The 20,460-nt window shown below is 51.3% G+C and carries 26 protein-coding genes and 1 tRNA gene; 15 read left to right on the top strand and 12 right to left on the bottom strand.

Annotated elements, in window-relative coordinates; translation table 11 throughout:
- Nucleotides 1-75 precede the first annotated feature (75 nt).
- Nucleotides 76-423, top strand: coding sequence for a hypothetical protein (locus V0288_RS02870; protein ID WP_332863505.1), 348 nt, complete (start codon nt 76-78; stop codon nt 421-423).
- Between the two features lie 30 nt (nt 424-453).
- On the opposite strand, the gene V0288_RS02865 is transcribed toward V0288_RS02870, so the two are convergent.
- The 5 genes from V0288_RS02865 to V0288_RS02845 form a co-directional block, all read right to left on the bottom strand.
- Nucleotides 454-538: transfer RNA gene (locus tag V0288_RS02865), tRNA-Leu, on the bottom strand.
- Nucleotides 517-1,389: a M48 family metallopeptidase gene (locus V0288_RS02860; RefSeq protein ID WP_332863504.1), complete on the bottom strand. Its 873-nt coding sequence runs from the start codon at nt 1,387-1,389 to the stop codon at nt 517-519. Before V0288_RS02860 ends, V0288_RS02865 begins: the two co-directional genes overlap by 22 nt.
- A gap of 17 nt (nt 1,390-1,406) precedes the next feature.
- Nucleotides 1,407-1,826: a tetratricopeptide repeat protein gene (locus V0288_RS02855; protein ID WP_332863503.1), complete on the bottom strand. Its 420-nt coding sequence runs from the start codon at nt 1,824-1,826 to the stop codon at nt 1,407-1,409.
- Nucleotides 1,827-1,886: 60 nt separating this feature from the next.
- The gene (locus V0288_RS02850; RefSeq protein WP_332863502.1) at nt 1,887-2,243 is read right to left on the bottom strand and encodes a HesB/IscA family protein; all 357 of its coding nucleotides are present in this window, start codon (nt 2,241-2,243) and stop codon (nt 1,887-1,889) included.
- Nucleotides 2,244-2,322: 79 nt separating this feature from the next.
- The gene (locus V0288_RS02845) at nt 2,323-2,802 is read right to left on the bottom strand and encodes a DUF29 domain-containing protein (protein WP_332863501.1); all 480 of its coding nucleotides are present in this window, start codon (nt 2,800-2,802) and stop codon (nt 2,323-2,325) included.
- A gap of 148 nt (nt 2,803-2,950) precedes the next feature.
- Between V0288_RS02845 and egtC the strand changes: the two genes are divergently transcribed.
- The 9 genes from egtC (at nt 2,951) to V0288_RS02800 (ending at nt 11,922) form a co-directional block, all read left to right on the top strand.
- Nucleotides 2,951-3,742 carry an ergothioneine biosynthesis protein EgtC gene (egtC, locus tag V0288_RS02840; protein ID WP_332863500.1) on the top strand — a complete coding sequence of 264 codons (792 nt, stop codon included), beginning with the start codon at nt 2,951-2,953 and terminating at the stop codon, nt 3,740-3,742.
- Nucleotides 3,714-4,967: an SUMF1/EgtB/PvdO family nonheme iron enzyme gene (locus V0288_RS02835; RefSeq protein WP_332863499.1), complete on the top strand. Its 1,254-nt coding sequence runs from the start codon at nt 3,714-3,716 to the stop codon at nt 4,965-4,967. Before egtC ends, V0288_RS02835 begins: the two co-directional genes overlap by 29 nt.
- 239 nt (nt 4,968-5,206) lie before the next feature.
- On the top strand, nt 5,207-5,548 hold the full coding sequence (locus V0288_RS02830) for a DUF2834 domain-containing protein (RefSeq protein ID WP_332863498.1): 342 nt from the start codon (nt 5,207-5,209) through the stop codon (nt 5,546-5,548).
- A 114-nt stretch (nt 5,549-5,662) separates the two neighbouring features.
- Entirely contained in the window at nt 5,663-8,080 is a 2,418-nt protein-coding gene (locus V0288_RS02825) for a tetratricopeptide repeat protein (protein WP_332863497.1), read from the top strand.
- 46 nt (nt 8,081-8,126) lie between these two features.
- Nucleotides 8,127-8,345 carry a type II toxin-antitoxin system HicB family antitoxin gene (locus V0288_RS02820; protein ID WP_332863496.1) on the top strand — a complete coding sequence of 73 codons (219 nt, stop codon included), beginning with the start codon at nt 8,127-8,129 and terminating at the stop codon, nt 8,343-8,345.
- A 482-nt stretch (nt 8,346-8,827) separates the two neighbouring features.
- Nucleotides 8,828-9,052 carry a type II toxin-antitoxin system HicB family antitoxin gene (locus tag V0288_RS02815; protein WP_332863495.1) on the top strand — a complete coding sequence of 75 codons (225 nt, stop codon included), beginning with the start codon at nt 8,828-8,830 and terminating at the stop codon, nt 9,050-9,052.
- Nucleotides 9,053-9,174: 122 nt separating this feature from the next.
- Nucleotides 9,175-9,990, top strand: coding sequence for a Cof-type HAD-IIB family hydrolase (locus tag V0288_RS02810; RefSeq protein WP_422661876.1), 816 nt, complete (start codon nt 9,175-9,177; stop codon nt 9,988-9,990).
- 213 nt (nt 9,991-10,203) lie between these two features.
- Nucleotides 10,204-10,944, top strand: coding sequence for a dienelactone hydrolase family protein (locus V0288_RS02805; protein ID WP_332863493.1), 741 nt, complete (start codon nt 10,204-10,206; stop codon nt 10,942-10,944).
- 120 nt (nt 10,945-11,064) lie between these two features.
- Complete coding sequence (locus V0288_RS02800; RefSeq protein WP_422661875.1) at nt 11,065-11,922, top strand: S1 RNA-binding domain-containing protein; 858 nt, start codon at nt 11,065-11,067, stop codon at nt 11,920-11,922.
- A 128-nt stretch (nt 11,923-12,050) separates the two neighbouring features.
- Here V0288_RS02800 and V0288_RS02795 read toward each other — a convergent pair whose 3' ends face one another.
- Complete coding sequence (locus tag V0288_RS02795) at nt 12,051-12,512, bottom strand: Hsp20/alpha crystallin family protein (protein ID WP_332863491.1); 462 nt, start codon at nt 12,510-12,512, stop codon at nt 12,051-12,053.
- A gap of 283 nt (nt 12,513-12,795) precedes the next feature.
- On the opposite strand from V0288_RS02795, the gene V0288_RS02790 reads away from it, so the two are divergent.
- Both V0288_RS02790 and V0288_RS02785 read left to right on the top strand, forming a co-directional pair.
- Nucleotides 12,796-13,026 (top strand): DUF6737 family protein, encoded by a 231-nt coding sequence (locus V0288_RS02790; protein WP_332863490.1) that lies wholly within the window; start codon nt 12,796-12,798, stop codon nt 13,024-13,026.
- Nucleotides 13,027-13,126: 100 nt separating this feature from the next.
- Complete coding sequence (locus V0288_RS02785) at nt 13,127-13,399, top strand: BrnA antitoxin family protein (protein WP_332863489.1); 273 nt, start codon at nt 13,127-13,129, stop codon at nt 13,397-13,399.
- Nucleotides 13,400-13,433: 34 nt separating this feature from the next.
- Here V0288_RS02785 and V0288_RS02780 read toward each other — a convergent pair whose 3' ends face one another.
- Nucleotides 13,434-14,663 (bottom strand): methionine gamma-lyase family protein, encoded by a 1,230-nt coding sequence (locus tag V0288_RS02780; protein ID WP_332863488.1) that lies wholly within the window; start codon nt 14,661-14,663, stop codon nt 13,434-13,436.
- 126 nt (nt 14,664-14,789) lie between these two features.
- Between V0288_RS02780 and V0288_RS02775 the strand changes: the two genes are divergently transcribed.
- From V0288_RS02775 to V0288_RS02765, 3 genes are all read left to right on the top strand, one after another.
- Entirely contained in the window at nt 14,790-15,614 is an 825-nt protein-coding gene (locus V0288_RS02775; RefSeq protein ID WP_332863487.1) for an acyl-CoA desaturase, read from the top strand.
- Nucleotides 15,615-15,842: 228 nt separating this feature from the next.
- Nucleotides 15,843-16,352, top strand: coding sequence for a hypothetical protein (locus V0288_RS02770; protein WP_332863486.1), 510 nt, complete (start codon nt 15,843-15,845; stop codon nt 16,350-16,352).
- Nucleotides 16,353-16,489: 137 nt separating this feature from the next.
- On the top strand, nt 16,490-17,269 hold the full coding sequence (locus V0288_RS02765; protein WP_332863485.1) for a photosystem II electron transport protein, Sll1252 family: 780 nt from the start codon (nt 16,490-16,492) through the stop codon (nt 17,267-17,269).
- On the opposite strand, the gene V0288_RS02760 is transcribed toward V0288_RS02765, so the two are convergent.
- From V0288_RS02760 to V0288_RS02740, 5 genes are all read right to left on the bottom strand, one after another.
- Nucleotides 17,252-17,497, bottom strand: coding sequence for a hypothetical protein (locus V0288_RS02760; protein WP_332863484.1), 246 nt, complete (start codon nt 17,495-17,497; stop codon nt 17,252-17,254). The two genes, V0288_RS02765 and V0288_RS02760, sit on opposite strands and share 18 nt — an antisense overlap.
- Before the next feature lie 7 nt (nt 17,498-17,504).
- Nucleotides 17,505-18,185, bottom strand: coding sequence for a Uma2 family endonuclease (locus V0288_RS02755; RefSeq protein WP_332863483.1), 681 nt, complete (start codon nt 18,183-18,185; stop codon nt 17,505-17,507).
- Nucleotides 18,186-18,225: 40 nt separating this feature from the next.
- The gene (locus V0288_RS02750; RefSeq protein WP_332863482.1) at nt 18,226-19,281 is read right to left on the bottom strand and encodes a YheT family hydrolase; all 1,056 of its coding nucleotides are present in this window, start codon (nt 19,279-19,281) and stop codon (nt 18,226-18,228) included.
- Between the two features lie 154 nt (nt 19,282-19,435).
- Nucleotides 19,436-19,792, bottom strand: coding sequence for a DUF1818 family protein (locus V0288_RS02745; protein ID WP_332863481.1), 357 nt, complete (start codon nt 19,790-19,792; stop codon nt 19,436-19,438).
- A 96-nt stretch (nt 19,793-19,888) separates the two neighbouring features.
- Nucleotides 19,889-20,449 (bottom strand): hypothetical protein, encoded by a 561-nt coding sequence (locus V0288_RS02740; protein ID WP_332863480.1) that lies wholly within the window; start codon nt 20,447-20,449, stop codon nt 19,889-19,891.
- Between the last annotated feature and the right edge of the window lie 11 nt (nt 20,450-20,460).

Below are 20,460 nucleotides of genomic sequence, written 5' to 3'. Positions count from 1 at the left end.
GCCATACGGGTTCCGTCTCCGCGCTCGCGCGAGGGATTGCAAATACGGGCGGTTTTTCAACTCTCCGATTCACAAGTGGAAAACATTGTCAGGGAAGGAGATCGCGACGGTTGGCGAAAGCTTCCGGTTCCCCCGAAAGTGTTGGCGAAACTCCCGTTTGATAATGCTAAAAACGGGATTCCTATCTCGGCTAAGTCGGGATATTTTCTCTGTAAAACGGTCGGTTCGGACGTGTTAACCGCGGGGGAAAATCAAACGAGTCTCTGTGAAAACGCGACCGGTACGCTTCACTGTTCGGAATTGATGTCACCGGAGGAAGCGAAAAAGTCGGATAAGTGTCGCTATAAATTTAACGACCAAATTCTCGGGGTTCTGGATCTACGGGATAAAAAGTTATATACCTCGATCGGGTCGATCTACTGAGTCACCGAACACGAGAGAACCGGAGTGTAATGGGCGGAGTCGGACTCGAACCGACATGAGGGGTTACCTCGCCACATTTTGAGTGTGGTGCGTCTACCAATTTCGCCATTCGCCCTTAGTGGCTTTCCGATTATAGCCTTTCTCGCGTCGATCGAGCAAGGTTTGATAATCGCGAGAACCGGCCCAGCGATCGATCTCGCGCGCGCGGAGGACGGGTAACGGGTGGGTTAACGGCTGTACCTGAACGGTTTTCAGCATTTCTCCCATTTCCGTGGCGCTCACCGCGTCGTAGGAACGGGCCTGTTCGACGAATGCCTCTAAGTTCAGTCGGGGCGCTAGAGTGGGAGAACCCCCGGCGAGTTTCATCAAGACCGACATGACCACTTTCGGGTCTTGAACCGCCAGAAGCGCCGCTCGATCGCAACTAAACTCCGCGCATCGCACCCAGGCGAGCATTCTCTCCTGTAGAGACCGCGCCAACACCGTCCCCCAATTGGGCAGTAATCCCGCCGCGAGTACCATAATATTGGCCAGCGTTAAATAAACGCCGTGTTCGCATTTGAGATGACCCAACTCGTGGGCCATCACCGCTTGAGTTTCCGCGGGGGTCAGCATTTCGATCAGCGAGGTATGCAAGACCATGAACGGCTTTTTCCCGCGCATGGCGAAGGTGTACGCGTTGGGGACGGGATTCTGTTGAACGTATAGCTGGGGCGGTTCGAGGTCGAGAACGCGACAGGCTTCTAGTAAAAGGTTGTGGAGGTCGGGTAATTGTTTCTCCCCCACCAACACGCTCGAAGCGATATTGTTGAGATAAAAGAATTCTTCCGCGACCGAACCGAGTAAACCCCTGACCGCGAGATCGAGTCCGGGTAACTGTTTCAGGGTAGCCGTCGCCTCTTTATCGATCGGGTGACGGAAATCGTCCGCTTTCAATCCTAACAATACCGTTTTCGAGAATTCCATCGTCTTACTCGCTAGTATTACTCGTTTAACCAGGCTTTGACTTTCTGTAATCCTTTCCAGTCCGGGTTACGCGTCAGTCCGTCCTCGATATTTTCATCGATTTCTTTGCGAACATCGGCGTTTAGGTCGATAATCTGCTTCACGATGTCGATATGCTCTCTGACTCCGGGCTTTTTCGTTTCTAGCATCGCCAGAACGAGATTGATCCGGTGTTGGGGGGAGACTTTATCGAGTTTGACACTTTTCTGCGCCGCTTTAAACGCGGGTTCCGGCTTTTTGGTCAGGAGGTATAACCAGGCGAGACAAGACCAAGCGGCGGCGTTTTTCGGTTCTCGATCGCACAGTTGTTTAAAATCGGGTAATAGGGTTTCGGCGGCTTCCCCGTTCTGGTATCTTTCTAATCCCTGTTCTAACGTAAAGGCGACAGTTTCTGTCATGGTTGTCTTTCTTCCGTTCACACGATAAACCGGGGTGAGTCGCCCCACCCCGATCTTTCATTAAACACCAAAAGACTTCCCACAGCCACAGGTCTGATTGGCGTTCGGGTTGGTGAACTGGAACCCGCCACCGATCATGGCGTTGCTATAATCGAGCATTAAACCGTAGAGATAGAGTAGGCTTTTCTTATCGCAGACGAGCTTAAAGCCGTCGTAGTCGAAAACTTCGTCGTGTTCGGTGATCTGGCTCGGATCTTCAAAGTCCATCATGTAGGACATTCCCGAACATCCTCCCTGACGCACCCCGACGCGCAGGCAGAGATCTTTTCCCTGTTGTTCTTTCAACATCGTGACGTGTTTGAGAGCGGCCTCGCTGAGTTGAATGCCTTTGCTCGGTGTCTGAGTTGCTTGGGTCATCGCGCGGTTGACTCCTAAAAAACGTTGATTATCTTCCCTAGTCTATTCTACCGATCGAGAAGCCCGCTCGATCGAACGCTTATTCCCCGTCGAGGTCGATGGGTAGCCAGTCGTTATCGAGGGTTTGTTCGAGACTACAAATCGGTTCGGAGGGTAACGCGCCTTTTTTCAAGCCCATTTTTTTCTGAACGGTCTCTAGGGCGGCCTCGTAAGAGTCCTCGAATATCTCGCGGAGATACGGTTTCAAGCTGGGGCTATCGGCGAGTAAACGGTAAATTCTGGTTCTAAAAACGTTGATTTCCCCGTTCCAGTGATTAGCGTTCCGTTCTCTTTCGGACTCCCAATAGGCTAGTTTGAGTAGATGTTCTAGGAGACGATCGAGTAAACTCGCGATCGAGTGTTTTTGACTTCTGCCCATACTCTCGACTTCCTCGATCAGATTCTCTAGATCTAGCTCGGAAAACTCGCCCGATCGCAGTTGTTTCGCGGTGGCTTCTATCCAGAGGTTGAAATCTCGATCGTATAGGGTTCGCGTGTCCGGATGGGTTCGCGCTGTCATGGACTCTCCTGAGCGAATTACGGATCTCTTCTAGTGTAGCGGGGGCGATCGCCGATCGGTTTCCGGGTTTCGGGCCGGAGGATCGATCGAGAACAGATTTCGCGAACCGTATACGCTAAAATCGGTAAGCTCGTTTCTGCTATGGGATATGTGTCGTTTACTAGGGTATCTCGGACGCTCGATCGAACTCGATCGAATTCTCTGCAAACCGGAACACTCGCTAATCGTGCAGAGTTATCAACCTCGCGAGATGACTGCCGGGGTCGTGAACGCGGACGGTTTCGGGGTGGGGTGGTATCATCCGACGAAGGATACCGCGCCCTATCGCTATCAGAGTATTCTTCCTATTTGGGGCGATGTCAATCTGCCTTCGCTGAGTCGTTATGTCGAGACCGGTTGTACTCTCGCTTACGTGCGGAGCGCCACGCCTCCCGCCACGGTAGATTTTAGCAGTTGTCAGCCGTTCACGTTCGATCGCCTGCTGTTCGTGCATAACGGGTTTATTCACAATTTCCGCCAAACCCTTTACCGTCGCGTCCGGGAGTTATTGAGCGACGAGATCTATCGATCGATTCAGGGAACGACCGATTCCGAGCATATCTTCGCCCTTATCCTCCACGAGTGGCAGAATTTCCCCGAACATTCCCTAGACCTTACCCTCCAGTCCGCCCTACACCAACTCACCGAACTGGCGAAAAAAGCGAGTACCTATTTTTCGGCGAATACTATCCTGAGCGACGGGAAACAACTGGTAGCCTCCCGTTACTCTAACCGTCATCCCGTTCCCTCCCTCTATTGGCTGAGAGACGATCCGAATTATCCCGACTCGGTGATTATTGCCTCGGAACCACTTTTTAGGGGAGACTGGAACAGTTGCCCGGAAAATAGTGTGATTCGCGTGGGGGAGAATCTTGACCTTACTATCCATCCAATCGCTTAGGGAATCGATTCTCGCCGATCTATCGCTCTGTAGGAGTCGATCGCTCGATCTCTGGGATCGTATCGAACCCGATCTTTTCGCCCCGCAAGCCCACGCCGATTTTAGCCCGATCGGTTGGCATTTCGGCCATATCGCCTACACCGAAGCGTACTGGATTCTAGAACGTCTCGCCGGTTTCGAGCCGTTATTTCCCGAATATCACCGATTATTCGCCGCAGATGGTTTACCCAAATCTTTACGCCAGAATTTACCCTCTTTAGAAAATCTCCGCGAGTATCTGGATATCGTCCGGAGTAAGGTTTTTCACTATCTGGAAAACGCCCCGATCGATCATCAGGAACGTCTCTGGCGTTGGTTAATCCAGCACGAGAGCCAACATAACGAAACGATCTGCATCGTCTGGAAATTACATCGTAATTCCGACGGGCTAGAAGCCCATCCCACAGGAGAACTTAGTGGAACTGGCATCTTGCCTGTGCCGATCGAGAATCGATCGATCGAGATCCCCGCGGGTAAATTTTGGATCGGGAGTGATTCGATCGAATCTCAGGATAACGAGCGATCGCCACGTTGGTGCGAACTCGATACTTTTTTTCTTGACAAATACCCTGTAACGTGTTCCGAATATCGCGCCTTTATCGAGGCGGGAGGCTACCGACGCGCGGAATTGTGGTCGCCGGACGGGTGGCGATGGTTGCGAGAGAATCCGGTGGAAGCGCCTTTGTATTGGTGCGAGAAACGCGATTTTCATCCCGTCTGCGGGGTGAGTTTTTACGAGGCCGAGGCTTACGCGAATTTCGTCGGGAAACGTCTTCCCAGCGAGGCGGAATGGGAGAAGGCGGCGAGTTGGGAGGGGGAAGATCGATCGAAACGAATTTACCCGTGGGGCGATACTTTCTCGGACGATGCCCCCTGTAATCACGATTTACGGGTCGGTTGGACCACTCCGGTCAACGCTCACGAAACGGGCGCGAGTCCCTACGGTTGCGTGGATATGCTGGGCAATGTTTGGGAGTGGACGACCTCGAATTTCGCACCCTATCCGGATTTTAAACCCTATCCCTATCAAGGCTACTCGCAAGTATATTTCGACGATCGCCATCGCGTACTTCGCGGGGGGAGTTGGGCGACGCGGCGCTGGGGACTACGCGCCAGTTTCCGCAATTGGTACGATCCCGGAACGCGGCAGGTTTTCGCGGGTTTTCGTTTGGCGAGTGACGGTTAGACGGCGATCGAAAAATTCCAAGCTGAAAGCGGAAAGCTGACCGCCGATAAAGTTGCTAGTTACAAGTCTCTCGCTATAAACTCTCGTTTCGATCCCCCCTAACCCCCCTTAAAAAGGGGGGGAAATGAGAAAAAGTCCCCCTTTTCAAGGGGGATTTAGGGGGATCGGCCAGCTAAGATTGATAACTAGCAACTTACGTTAGGGTACAATCGGGAAAACCTCGATCGAACGAAATCCCCGTGAGCTTCAAACGAATTCTCTTCCTAGTCCTCGCGATTCTCGGTTTCGCGCTCCCCTGGTATTACAATATCCAGTTTTTCGGAACCGGTACTATCGCGGATTTCATCAGCCAAAGTTCCGATAATCTCGCCTCGAAATCGCTTAGTTTCGATCTGTTCATCGCCAGTATCACCGGGTTTAGCTGGATGGTTATCGAGTCGCGACGGGTGGGGGTTAAATTCGTCTGGTTGTATATTCTCCTCGGTTTTTTCGTGGCTTTCGCGTTCGCCTTTCCCCTGTTTCTCTACGCGCGCGAGACGGCGTTAGAAAAAGCGGCCGGTCAACCACCGGAGAAAGAGTGATTTTCGATCGCCGTCAACTCTCTCGATCGATAGAATGAGAGAAAGCGATCGGGCCACGGTAGCATGGAGCCTCGAAAACTCAGACAAACCCTAATAGCGTTAATTGCCGCGGATTTGAATGCTCTGATCTTCGCGCTGGATGTGCCACCGGGCATTATTCCCCCGGTTCAGGCGGATGCGGCGAGTCGGGTGGACGCGCTTCTAGATTGGGCGAAATCTCCTACCGGATGCGGGGTGGAGAGAGTCGGGGAAATCTTGACGGAAATGCTTGCGGGGAACAAGCCGACGCGGAACAGTCCCCCGCACAATATCCAGCAAATGGGAACCCCGTATTTTGTCGGACGGGAAAAAGATTTAGAAAGATTACATAACCATTTACAAAACACTCGAATCGTGTGTGTTTACGCCGTGACGGGGATGGGCGGCATCGGCAAAACCGAACTCGCATTACAGTACGCGCGGAAACGGTTGGAGGATGGAACCTATCGCGGGGGCGCGTGTTGGTTGCGTTGCGGAGAGGACATCGGCTTACAGATTCTCGATTTCGGGCGATCGAGTTTGAATTTGACCTTGCCCGACGATCTGGAATTCCTGGCGAAAACTCGCTACGTCTGGGACAGATGGCGCGAACGCGACGGCGATAAGCTGGTTATTTTCGACGATGTACCGGATTACGAGAAAATTAATCTTTATTTACCCATCGATTCGAGTATTAAAATTCTGCTGACCACCCGGAAATGGTTGGGGGCTTCGGTACAAAAAATCCCCCTCGACGAGTTAAGCGAGGAAGCGGCTCTAGAACTATTGAGGAAACTATTACAAGATCGAGAAGCCGAGAGAATTGACAATCAGATCGAGGACGCGAAGGCTCTATGTTCCGATTTGGGATATTTGCCTTTGGGATTGGAGTTAGCGGGGCGGTATCTGGCGCGGAAACCGGCTTTATCGCTCTCCGAATTCCGGCAGAGAATGGCGCGTCAGAGACCTTTGGCGACGAAAGCGTTAAGCCGGATCGAGGCGGACATGACGGCACAGCGAGGGATCGCGGAGGCTTTCGAGTTGACGTGGCAGGAGTTGGACGGGGAAACGCGGGAACTCGCGACGGTGTTAAGTCTGTTCGCGTCCGCGCCGATTCCGTGGTGGTTGGTGGAAGGTTGTTTAGAGGGAGAGGATACGGGGGAAATCGAGGAGAGACGGGACGAGGGATTAATCGGCTGGAGTTTGCTAAAAATCGTCTCCGCGTCCGCGGATCTCTATCAACTGCATCCCCTAATCCGCGAGTTTTTCGCCCTCAAGCGCGAGGAATACCCGCGGGCCGGAGAATGGAAAGAAAGCTTCTGCCGAGTGATGGTTAAAGTTGCTAAAACGAGTCCCTATCCTGTCACCGTCTTCGATATCGAGCGAGTTCAGATGTTTATATCCCATCTAGAGGAAGTGGCTACAGCCCTCAATTCGTGGCTGATGGATGAGGATTTGATCGTACCTTTTAATCGCGTCGCCCGGTTTTACCATGACCGGGCCGCCTATACTGAGGCACTACTATTGTATCGGCAATGTTTGACAATTGTAGAAGCTCGTTTCGGAAGCGATCATCCCGATTTCGCTAAAATTTTTAACAATGTGGCAGAAATTTACCGATGGCAAGGAAAATACCGCGACGCGGAACTCCTGTATATTCAATCTATCAAAATCATGGAGCAACAGTTAGGGGACGAACATCCCGATGTTGCCGCCACTCTCAATAATTTAGGGATATGTTACGAAGCACAAGGAAAATACGATAAGGCGGAATATCTGTATCTTCGCTCGCTAAAAATTCGAGAAAGGTGGTTAGGGGACGAACATCCCGAGGTTGCCGATACCCTCGCGAATCTCGCCGCACTTTACCAAGTGTGGGGAAGATACAATGAGGCAGAACCTCTTTATCTTCGTTCGCTGGAAATCCAAGAGCGGAAGTTGGGAACCGGACATCCCTATTTTGCCAATAATCTGACTAATCTAGCCGTACTTTATCAAGCTCAAAGAAAGTACAACGAGGCGGAATCTTTATACGTTCGCTCGCTGATAATACGAGAATGGCAGTTGGGAGGCGAGCATCTTGATGTTGCCCATAGTCTTGGGAATCTGGCAGATCTTTACCAAGAGCAAGGAAGACACGATGAGGCGGAATCTTTCTATATTCGTTCACTGAAAATCCGAGAACATCACCAAGGAAAGGAGCATCCCGATGTCGCTCAAACTCTCAATAATCTGGCAACACTTTACTATAAACAGCGAAAGTACAATGAAGCAGAATCCCTGTTTGATCGCTCCCTGGCAATCGAGAAACGGGTTTACGGGGAAGATCATCCCCATGTCGCCCAAAGTCTCAACAATCTGGCGGCACTTTACGAGTCACTAGAAAGATACGAGGAAGCGGAACCTTTGTATCGGAGAGCTTTAGACATTTGCGAGAGGTTTTTCGGTAGCGATCACCCCCATACGAAGACCGTTCGGAAAAATCACGAGAAGTTATCCCGAGAAAAACCGTAAAGACAGTTATTCAATGAATTCAAAAACTGGATAGAGGAAAACGACGATGAATCGATATAGCATGATCCTACAATGTTCGGATGAAGACCGACTCTATCTCGTCACGATTCCCGAATTTAGTGAATTCGTGGTTATGCCCTGCACCCACGGGAAAACGCGAGAAGAAGCGCTCCGCAACGGCGAAGAAATCATCGCAATGTATCTAGAAGCCTGGCAAGCCGAAAGAGAACCCATCCCCGAACCGAATACCCGTAGGGCGCGTTAGCGACAGCGTAACGCGCCACAACCCCATAACGAGCGCCTCATTAAACGCTATAAAGGAGAAACCCGTTTCTGTAACCCCGTCGAGTTTAATTTACAGATGACCCCATCGGGAGAGAATCCATGAAAATCGAATTTCCTCGTCTTCCCCGTCCCGCCGCTCTCCAAATCATCACCCGTAGGGTGCGTTAGCGACAGCGTAACGCACCACAACCCCCGCGATCACCCCGCTTTTTCTCATGTCCCCCCCTTTTTAAGGGGGGTTAGGGGGGATCAAAACGAGAGTTTAAAGCGCGAGATTTGTAACTTGTAACTAGCAACTTGAGTATCGTTATTCTTTTTGAATGCGTTCATTCCGATAACGATGTAAAAATGTTGGCGTGAGGGTGGATTATGGTTTTTGGGTTTTGGGGTGGGGGTGGTGGATTACGCTTCGCTAATCCACCCTACGGGGTTTGTTGAAAAGATAAACGAGGGAAATAACGGATGAATCATCATTACAGCATCACCATTCAATGGTCGGAAGAGGATAACAAATTCGTGGCGCATCTTCCCGAATTCAGTCCCTACGCGCGCACTCACGGCGACACCCGCAACGAAGCCCTACACAACGCGATCGAAGTTTTCGAACTCCTCATCGAAGACTACACCGCGCGGGGAAAAGAGCTACCGATTCCCCATTCGATCGAAAACAATCTCGCCAATCTTTAGGATCGCTTTCACCGAACAGACCGTATCGTGCAATACCTCCCCCGGCCCGATCGAAAAAAGCCGAACGCCGATCGCCGACCGCCGGTACACTAATCACTGATTACAGTTAACGGGTGATTACTTTGGATATTCGATTAATCGTGGTCGATGTCGATGGAACGATCGCCGGCGTTTCCAACGAGGTAAACGAACCCGTGATCCGCGCGATCGAGGCGGTACAGGCGAAGGGAATCCCCGTCGCGATCGCCACCGGACGGATGTATCGATCGGCCTGCCGTTTCCACCGCGCCATCAACTCCTCCCTCCCCCTGATCGCCTACAATGGCGCGTGGATACAGGAACCGGATTCTGGCAAAATCCACCGACATATCCCCATCGCCGAAGAATTCGCCGTCGATCTCCTCGATTATCTCGAACAACCGGAATGGCGCGCCGAACTCTCGATTAACTTCTACGTGGACGATACCCTTTACGTGCGGGAGTTAAACGTCGAAACCGAGATCTATCGCCAGCGATCGGGTATTACCCCCGTCGCGATCGGCGACTTACGAACCCTAGCCCCGCGCGGAACGACAAAAATCTTAGCGATGGGCGAAGATCCGACGATTATCGAGCGCTTATGGATGGACTTACAACTACGCTACCGAGAGGGCGGCCTGTATTTCACCCAATCCACCAAAACCTTTTTTGAAGTCACCCACCGGGACGCGACCAAGGGAAGCGCGACCAAATTTCTCGCCGAAGAATTCCTCGGATTGAACGCCGGGAATGTTCTGGCGATCGGCGATAATTTTAACGATGTCACCATGCTCACCTACGCCGGTTTCGGGGTGGCGATGGGCGACGCGCCCCCGGAAGTCAAGGAAATCGCCGATTGGGTCGCCCCGAGTGTAGAGGCGGACGGCGTGGCCGCGGTGCTAGAAAGATTCGTATTGTGATCTATACCGTGGAACAGGCATCTTGCCTGTGCCAATCTGGGAGCGTCCGAAACGAACCGTGAGCAGACCACTTTTGTAATTCCGACGGGCTAGAAGCCCATCCCACAGGAGAAATTAGTGGAACAGGCATCTTGCCCGTGCCAATCTGGGATCTCCCCCTATAAGATTTATCCCTCCTTCTAACTCCCCACTCCCCACTCCCCACTCCCACCTATGACTATTTCGATCGAAACCCGAAACGTTACCATTCCCAATGGAAACCTAGAGATTTCCGCCTATCTCGCCACTCCCGCGGACGGGGAAACCTATCCCGCGATCATCGTCGTGCAGGAAATTTTCGGCGTGAACTCCCATATTCGGGACGTGATCGATCGCATCGCCCGCGAGGGGTATATAGCGATCGCCCCCGCTATCTATCAGCGACAAGCCCCCGGTTTCGAGACGGGATACACCCCGGAAGATATTACCATCGGTCGCCGGTACAAGGATCAAACCAAAGCGACGGAACTCGAAAGCGATATCCGCGCGACGATCGATTACCTCTATACCCTCCCTAACGTCAAAAAAGACGGCGTGGGAACGATCGGCTTCTGTTTCGGCGGCCACGTCGTCTATCTCGTCTCCACGCTCGATGATATAGCCGTAACCGCCTCTTTTTACGGCGCGGGCATCACCACCATGACCCCCGGTGGCGGCGCGCCCACCGTCACGCGCACCCCGGATATCCAGGGGACGATGTACGCTTTCTTCGGGATGTCGGACGCGAGTATCCCCGTCGAACAGGTGAACGAGATCGAGAGCGCGTTAGAACGATTCCAGATTCCCCATCGAGTTTTTCGCTACCAGAACGCGGATCACGGCTTTTTCTGCGACCGAAGAGCGAGTTATAATCCCTCCGCCGCCGCGGACGCGTGGGGTCATGTGCTAGAGTTATTTAGCCGTTTAAAATCTTAATGGCCTGTCTCCGGGAGAGCGATCGTACACTGGAAACAGATCGATTTTTATTTCTGTCAACCTTCAACTACCATGACCCCGAATTCTAGTCCGTCTGACAAGTCGAAATCCTCTTTTTCAATGGATGATTTCGCGCAAGCCCTCGATCGATACGATTATCAATTTGAAAAAGGTCAGATCGTGCGGGGACGAGTGGATCAACACACGTCGGACGGCGCTTACGTGGATATCGGAGCGAAATCCTCCGCTTTTATCCCCTTAAAAGAAATTTCCCTGTCAAACGAGGGATCGATCGCCGAAATCTTACCGATCGACTCGGAACTCGATTTCCTCATCATCCGCGGTCAGGACGCGGAAGGACAAGTCACCTTGTCCCTGAGACAACTGCAAATCGAAAAAGCCTGGGAAACCGTTTCGGAAATCGCCGATAGTGGCAAATCCGTCCAGGTACGCGTCACGGGAGTGAATAAAGGCGGTGTGACGGGAGAGGTGGAAGGATTGCGGGGATTTATCCCCCGATCGCACCTAGTCGAGAAAAACGACCTCGATTCCCTCGTCGGACAGTTATTAACCGCGACCTTTATTCAGGTCGATCGGGAAAATAATAAATTAGTTCTCTCCCAACGCGAGATCGCCCGCGCCGCCGCCATCAGTCAGTTAGCGGTGGGTAAACTATTAAGTGGAACCGTCGTTAAACTGCAACCTTACGGGGTTTTCGTCGATTGTGGCGGGGTAACGGGTTTGCTTCACGCCAAACAAGTAACCGGCGCTTCCTTCAATTCCCCGATGACTTTCTTTAAAGTCGGCCAACCGATTAAAGTAGTGATCGCCGAGATCGACGACTATAAAAACCGCATTTCCCTCTCGACGAAAATCTTAGAAAACCATCCGGGAGAAATTCTAGAAAACTTCGACGAGGTGATGGAAACCGCCGAGGAAAGACTAGAAGGAGCGCGGGAAAAACTAACGGAAAGTTAAGAGAGCGATCGAAACAACGACGACCGGTTAGGAAAATCGAACTTCCTCACCGGTTTTTAAAAATGAATACGCTCGATCGAAAAAGGCGGGGATTCTTTCGAGAATTCCCGCCTCTATCTTATTGAAGATTATTGACCGCTAGGGGTGTTGATGGACACTTTCACCACTTTATTTTTTTCCTCTTCCGCTTTCGGAAGGGTGATGTGGAGAATGCCATCTTTATAGTCGGCACTCGCTTTGGAATTGTCGATCCGAACCGGTAACGGGATCTGACGGTGGAATTTCCCGTAACGGAATTCGGTACGCGTCATTCCGCCTTCTTCGGTTTTCGTTTCCGATTTCCGTTCGCCGTTAACGGTAATACTATCCGCGGTTACTTCTATGTTTAAATCATTGGCTTCCATGCCGGGGATTTCCAGTTTCAGGTTAACCGCTTCGGGGGTTTCGGTCAGTTCCGCCGCGGGAATAAAGGATAGACCGGTTTTTTCACCGTTCCCGATCGAGGTAGGCGCTAGAGTATCGAAAAGACGGTTCATTTCTTTTTGTAGGGTATCGATTTCTCGGAAAGGTTCCCAACGAATGAGTGCCATAATATTCACCTCCGAATAGGGTTTGAGATTGGGGAGCGATCGAGAGCTTTTTCTCTCCACACTTTCAGGATAGACAAGGAATTCGATCGTGGGGGTAGGGTTTTCGGAACCATTTTTTTCGGGATTTCCGCACGGGGAATCGTTAGGGATCACCTAGACAGCTTCAGCTATGAATTGCGGCTCGCGCTCGGTGGGGGTGTTATTCTTGAGCTTTTTTAGCATTGCCCGGCATTTTTCGCGTGCGATCGCTCTAGAATCGAGTTAGTTTGTTCGATCGAGCCTCATGACTAACTCGAAATCCTATAACGTGTGGGACGAAAAACCCCGATGGTGCCAACCGTGGACGATCCTGCTCACGGGAATCGCCCTCATCGGGGGAACTTGGTTTATCACCCGAATTCTTTGGTTAACCATCCTGGTATCCCTACCGATTCTCGTCTGGTGGTTCGTTTTTCTAATTCTCTACCCGCGCGCGATGAGTCAGCTTCACGAGGAAGAGTCAATGAGAATGTAACCGCGTTACCATCGAGTTGACAAGTCTCTCGTAAAATCAAAATCTTTCGGAAGTGATTTATTTACGGGCGATCGCTACCTTCAAAAAAGGGCAAATCGACATGAACGACAAAGATTCGATCGATACCTCTCGCGGGACGGCATTGGAAGCGATGGACGATGACTCGATCGACTACTCCGATATAACGCCCCTAACCGACGAATTTTTTGAAAAAGCGACGCTGAGAATTCCCGCGAGTCAAGCGGATCGTTTCGTTCAACTTGACCCGGATATTCTCAATTGGTTTCAGTCGCGAGGCGAAGATTACAAAACGCTTATAAACTCCATTCTACGGAACCATATTGAAAGCGTTGGCGAACAGTCAGCCGTATAAATCGACCGCGACGAATCTAACGGTTTTCAAGTGGTCAATCCGTTCCTAACGCCTGAATCGCCGCCTCCAGAGCGATCGAAATATGCGTCCAGTGCGTCCCTCCCTGACAGAAAACGATATAGGGTTCCCGTAAAGGACCGTCCGCGGAAAATTCCGAGGTACTACCGTCGATAAACGTCCCTCCCGCCATCACCACCTGACTCTCGTAGCCGGGCATTAACGCGGGAACCGGATCGAGGTAGGAACCGATCGGCGAGTACGCTTGAATCGCCTTACAGAAGGCGATCAGCTTCTCCGGCGAACCCAGTTTCACCGCCTGAATAATATCGCGACGGGGAACCATCGGCGCGGGATTGACTGGATAACCGAGCTTATCGAAAACGGTCGCGATCAGGTGAGAACCCTTCATCGCTTCCCCCACCATCCCCGGCGCGAGGAATAACCCTTGAAACAACAGACGATTCTGATCGAACGTCGCGCCCCCCTCGCTACCGATTCCGGGCGCGGTGAGACGACAGGCGGCCGCTTCCACGAGATCCGCTTTCCCGGCGAGATATCCGCCCGCGGTGACGATCGTGCCGCCGGGGTTTTTAATCAGCGAACCCGCCATCAGATCCGCCCCCACGTCCGTCGGTTCGCGGGTTTCGATAAATTCCCCGTAGCAGTTATCGACAAAACAGACGGTATTCGGGTTCTGTCGCTTGACGAGGTGAACGATTTTGCCGATCTCCTCGATCGATAGACTCTGCCGCCACGAATAGCCACAGGAACGCTGAATTAAAACTAAACGGGTGCGATCGCCCACCGCCGTCGCCAATCCCTCCCAATCGATCGATCCCGCCTCCGTTAACTCCAACTGACGGTAATCGATGCCGAAATCCCGTAACGACCCCTGACCGCTCCCCCGCAGGCCGATCACTTCCTCTAGCGTGTCGTAGGGCGCGCCCGCTACCGCTAACATCTCATCTCCCGGCCGTAGCGTGCCGTAGAGAGCGCAGGCGATCGCGTGGGTTCCCGATACCAACTGTACCCGCACCGCCGCGCTCTCGGCACCCACAACCCGCGCGAAAACTTTATCGAGGGTGTCCCGGCCGAGATCGTCGTGACCGTACCCGCTAACCCCCGCGAAATGATGCACCCCGACGCGGTATTCCCGAAAGGCGGTGAGGATTTTACGGAGATTCTGCTTGACCAGCGCGTCAATGTCGGAAAAAATAGGAGTTAATGTTCGTTCCGCCTGAAAAAGTAAAGATTCGCTATCCATCGACAAATAGATTGTAATTCTTGCTACGATAAGAATATTCAATCGTTAAAGTTCGCTATGTGTCAATTCCTCTTGATTTGGCGGCTAACTGTTGAGTTTTGTTGTTTTCCGTTAGGTTATTAATTAATGACTGTCGCTACTTCAGAAAAACTACCGATCGATTGGGTGACTCTCATCTACATGGCTTTCATCCATCTAGTGGCTCTGCTCGCTCTATTGCCGGGCAATTTTAGTTGGAACGCGGTGGGAGTCGCGTTTATCCTGTACTGGGTCACGGGTGGCTTCGGCATCACCCTCGGATTCCATCGATTGGTTTCCCATCGGAGTTTTCAAACACCGAAATGGCTAGAATATATACTCGTTTTCTGTGGGACACTCGCCTGTCAGGGGGGCCCGATTACTTGGATAGGTTTACATCGTATTCATCATAAATATTCCGATACCGCTCCCGATCCCCACGATTCCAATAAAGGATTCTGGTGGAGTCACATGGGTTGGATGCTTCATGTCATCCCCGCCGATCAAGATGTCACCCGCTATACCCAAGACATCGCGAACGATCCTTTCTATCAATTCTGTCAAAAATATTTCATTCCCATTCAAATCGTATTAGGGATCTTTCTCTACGCGCTCGGCGGTTGGTCGTTCGTGATCTGGGGAATTTTCGTTCGTTTGGTCGTGGTTTTCCACTTCACTTGGTTCGTTAATAGTGCGACCCACAAATTCGGTTATGTTAGCCACGAATCGAACGATCTCTCGAAAAATTGCTGGTGGGTAGCGTTATTAACTTTCGGCGAGGGCTGGCACAATAACCATCACGCCTATCAATATTCCGCCCGTCACGGTTTGCAATGGTGGGAGATCGATACCACTTGGATGACGATCCGCTTACTACAATTTCTCGGACTAGCGACGAATATCAAGTTAGCCCCCAAAGCCGCCGATTCTTAGCTTTATTAAGATAGGAAGCCAGAGGAGCAATAAAATCATCATTCTAATTCTTTTAGCTTCCTAAACTAAGTTAATAATTGATTCACTCTCTCTGACAGACGATGGAAGAGAGAGATTTTAATTTTAGGGAACCGGGTATTAGAAACGATCGCTCTTCCCACCCGAAGCGATCGATCGGGCGAAAGCTTTGATAGGATAGAAAATCAGGACCGTTGAAAAATTTTTAATATGAATTATCTCGTCGCCGTCTTAGCCGATCGCATCCAAGCGGAATCCGCCTCGATCGCCCTCGAAAACGCGGGAATTCCCCAATCTCAAATCTCCATTCTCGGTAAAGGCTATAAAAGCGCCGATGAATTCGGTTTTATCGATCCCGTCCAACAGGCGAAAAAACGCGCCAAGCTCATGGCTATCTGGTTGGTTCCCTTCGGTTTCGCCGGGGGTTATCTCTTTAACGCAATCACCGGACTGGACACCTTCGATTGGGCGGGAGAACCGGGCAATCATATTGTAGGCGGTTTCGCGGGAGCGATCGGCGGCGCGATGGGGAGTGTTTTCGTCGGCGGTGGCGTGGGTTTATCCTCCGGTAGCGGGGACGCGCTTCCCTACCGCAACCGTCTCCAGGCGGGCAAATATATCATCGTCGTGCAAGGTTCCGAAAGCCTGAAAAATAAAGCGACAGAAATTCTCCGCCCCTTCAATCCCGAAAATATGCAAGGATACGCCCTAGAACAGTAGATTGTCGGGAGTCAGCGAGGAGAGGGTAAAGGATAAAGGTGACAAACCCAAAAGTAACTTTTTCCCTTTTCCCCTCCCCCTTTTCCCCAAAAACTCCCCCTCTCCCTCACCTTTCCCATCACAACGACACACGCGATATGCTTCCTAGAGATGAACTATTAAAAGGAGTCGAAAACCGGGACGAGATCGCCCGTGTCATCGATCGAGCGGAACAGGCGATCCGAACCTGGGAAGTGGTGGTGACGGATTTTCTCTCGCCACCGATTCTCGCGGAGATCGATCGAGTGTTCGGACGCTTAACCGACATAACTATTCAAAAATGGGGCGGCTACCCGCAAGCGGAAAGACAACGGATAGGCATCGCGCGGGTGGATATTCCCTTTGAAACGACGGAAATTCCCGTCGTCGCCGTCGATATCGCGGGGAATTTCCTTTTCGATCCCGCCAATCATCGGGATTTTCTCGGCGCGATGTTGGGGACGGGAATCGTCCGGGAAAAGGTGGGCGATATTATCGTACTCGGCGAACGGGGGGCGCAGGCGATCGTGGTTCCCGAATTGGTGGATTTTCTCGAAACCAGTCTCGTGCAAGTTCGATCGGTTCCCGTGAAAACCCGCCCGATCGAACTCACCGAACTCAAAATTAGACCGCCCCAGAAAAAAGAGATCAACACCGTCGAGGCTTCCCTACGTCTGGACGCGATCGCTTCTGCCGGGTTCGGCATCTCCCGCGGTAAAATGGCCGAGGCGATCGAATCGGGAGACGTGCGGGTAAACTGGAAAGACGTAACCCAATCGAGTTACAACGTCAAAACGGGAGATCTAATCTCTTTTCGGGGCAAAGGTCGTCTAGAAGTCGGGGAAGTGTCGATTACCAAAAAAGAACGCTATCGAGTACAGTTAACCCGTTTCGTGTAAAGTTCTCGATTCTTCCGCGAACTCGGCGAACGATCGAGAATTTCCACTCTCGAAATCGTCCAACCCTTTTTGAATACCGGCGATCGCTTCTTCACTATCTTGACTCTCCCACTCTAACTGACGCGTTAATAACTCGGACACGACTTCACCGATATCCTGTCCTTGTTGTCGCGCTCTCTCCCGTAATCGGGCTTCGATTTCCAGACTTAAAACGATCGTGATAGACATGAGACTATTAATTCTCCAATAAACTTTTGACAAAATCTCGATGTTCTGGTAAAGCGATTCCTCGCTGTAAAACTTCCAAAACTTTCGCCAGATCTCCCGATAATAAAGCTGGAATATCTAACCATAATCCGGGGAAAATCTCGCTTTTGATAATGCCCTCTGAATCCGGTTGCAAGGGAACATAGTTATCCTCGCGTAATCGGAACCAATCGATCGCCCGATCGTACACCCGCCAGATTAAATATTCTTGGACTCGATGGCGTTGATAGACCCGGAATTTACCGTGTAGATCGATCGAGACACTACTCGCGGCAATTTCCACGATCAATTCCGGCGCGCCTTCCACGTAATCCTGTTCGCTAACGATCGATTGTCCCCCCGACTGAATTCTTAATAGAATATCCGGTTGAACCTCGTTTTCATTGTCCAATCTCACCGTACAATTATCGCCCAATTGTAGACCGGGAGTTAACGCTTTATAAAAACCTAACCATCCGATCGCCGAAGCGTGGGATTCTCCGTGTGTGATCCGTACCGGTAAGGCTATATAGACAATTCCCTCGATTAATTCCGCTTTTTTTAGTTCCGGATGCGCGGAATAACGTCGTTCAAACTCGACGCGGGTTAATCGATCGCCATTTTCCAACGGTGGCGGAAAGGTAATTACGGAAATTCGATCGGTAGTCATAATTATTCATTATCTATAGAAAATTATTCTTCTCGTTTTTTTAAAAACTTTCGATTCCTTTCTCATCGAACCAATCGAGAACCCGATTCCACGCCCACCATCGATCGCTATCCCCCCATTCCTTCTGACACGATCGACCGCTAATATAACCGACATGACCCCCGTAACGCGTTAACTGTAAATCGATAAACGGATTACTCGCGCTCGCGGCCTGTAAATCCTCGATAATAGATGGCGCGAACATCGGATCGTCGGTCGCGTAGAGAATCAAGGTCGGTTTCTGTAAATAGGGCAGAAAAGGGAGGGGACTACTCGCGTCGTAATACTCTTCCACCGTCGCGAAACCGAGTTTTTCGATCACCAATTCTTTATCGAAACCGTAAATCGTCCGCGCGCGTTCGATCGCTGACGGGTCGATATCGTTCGGGTGCGCGGTATGAATCCGTTTCGCCAGTTTCCGCAACTCTTTCGCGATCGATCTTTCCAGATATTTCCCCCACGTATCCTTCACTAAATACGAGAGAGAACGATTAGAATCTACACTCGGACAGATGACCGCACCACCGGCGATTTCTTCGGGCTGAATCTCCAAACCCTCCGTATTCATCGCCGATTTCACGCCCCACAATGCCAACTGTCCGCCTAACGAATAACCCGTGAACCCAAAAGGAGCCGGACAGCCCATTTTCTTCGCTTTCTCCGCGATATATAGGTAATCTAACCCCTCGTAAATTCCATCAGAAGTTAACGTCGGCGATAACTCCGCCGTTTTCCCGTGAGCGCGCCAATCGAACAACACCACCGCGTAATTTCGAGCGAAAGCTTTCCTTCCCAACAGTTGCAAAAACCATTGATTATCGAGATCCCCGGTGATGCCGTAAGTTCCGACGATCGTACCTCTCGCGTTCTCCGGAATCGCCACCCGTCCGTAAATCGGAACCCCTCCCGCGCCGGTGAAAATAGTTTCTTGATAGATCGGATCGGGATCGCTGTTAGTATTTTGCCAGGTTTCCCTCGCTTTTAAGGCGGTATATAGGGTCATAGAAAGACCGTTTTTCAGCAAAGTCGGGGGGGTGTAGGTCGGTTGTCGCGTCATGAGGCTTCTTGTGAAATTCAAAAATTATCGTGTGGTTAAGGAGTCAGGAGATGGGGAGTGGAAAATCAATTTAGAGAGAATCTAGTGTCGGAAAAAAAATCGAGATTTTCGAGAAAATTACACCCTACACTCCACCTCCCGCCTATTGTTCATTTTAAAAAAAATCGATCGCCCGCAAAAGTTCGGCGACCGCGGCTGGCGGCCAGCTTCCCTCGCAACGACGACCGCGATGGAGAAGGAGACGCAGGGAATAACTCGCGGGAAATCCCTCCACTTCTAACCAGAGGAGATCGCTTTCGGCCTCGCAGGCGATTCTCTCCTCGTCCATCAATTCCTCTTTCATCGCTTCCATCGTCGCGCTTAACTGTCGCGATAATCGGCGGAAATCGTTCCATTCCTCCTCGGTCAGTTCGATCGCCCAATCTCCCCCCCCGATCATTCCCCGATACTCTTCCGCCATCGGATTCCACCCGATCCGCCATCCCTCCCCCTCTTTCAGAATCTTTTCCATAAATTTTTATAGAATCATCTTTTATACATTAAATTTATTCGGGATATCGAATATATCTTTAAAAATCTCTTCTCCTGCCTCCTGCCTACCGCCTTCTCACTTTAACAAGTTCGCGTCTCCGGGTTTGGAGAGGGAAGGGGTACGGGGAGAGGGAAGGGGACTCGGACTCGGACTCGGGGAAGGTTGCGGGGTGGGGGTCGGTGGAGTATTTTCCACGGGATTGTAAAGAATCACGAGCGCCGTCACGATCGCTTCCCTCTGGCGACGGTTTAAGGATTGAATCGCTTTAACATCACTCTTCATCGGGTTAACGGTCAGGGTATTCTGGCCGGGGTAGCGTTCCTCTACGATGACCTCGTTCGCGCCCAGATAATCCGCGAGGGTTAATTGCCAATCGAGACGCGTGGTGGTGAAGCGTTTTTTAACATCCTGATGATAACGGATCAGTCGGCTAATGAGCGTATTCTCGGGATCGATCGCCCCGGTTTCCTTCCGGGTGTAGGTATTCTCGCGCGGGATGTTGGGAACTTGTTCGTAGACCTTTTTCGCGGCCGCTTCGGGACGGAGGGTTTGGGAATCGACCCGCGAACCGAGCGCCGAAATCGAGATCGCCACCAGCAGACCGATCGATCCTCTCGTGAAAACCCTCCTTTTCATCCTCTCGTCTC

Source organism: Pannus brasiliensis CCIBt3594 (genome assembly GCF_036688125.1).
Lineage (GTDB): Bacteria > Cyanobacteriota > Cyanobacteriia > Cyanobacteriales > Microcystaceae > Pannus > Pannus brasiliensis.
Note: the sequence above shows the minus strand (reverse complement) of the source record. Positions and strands in the feature narration are given on the sequence as shown.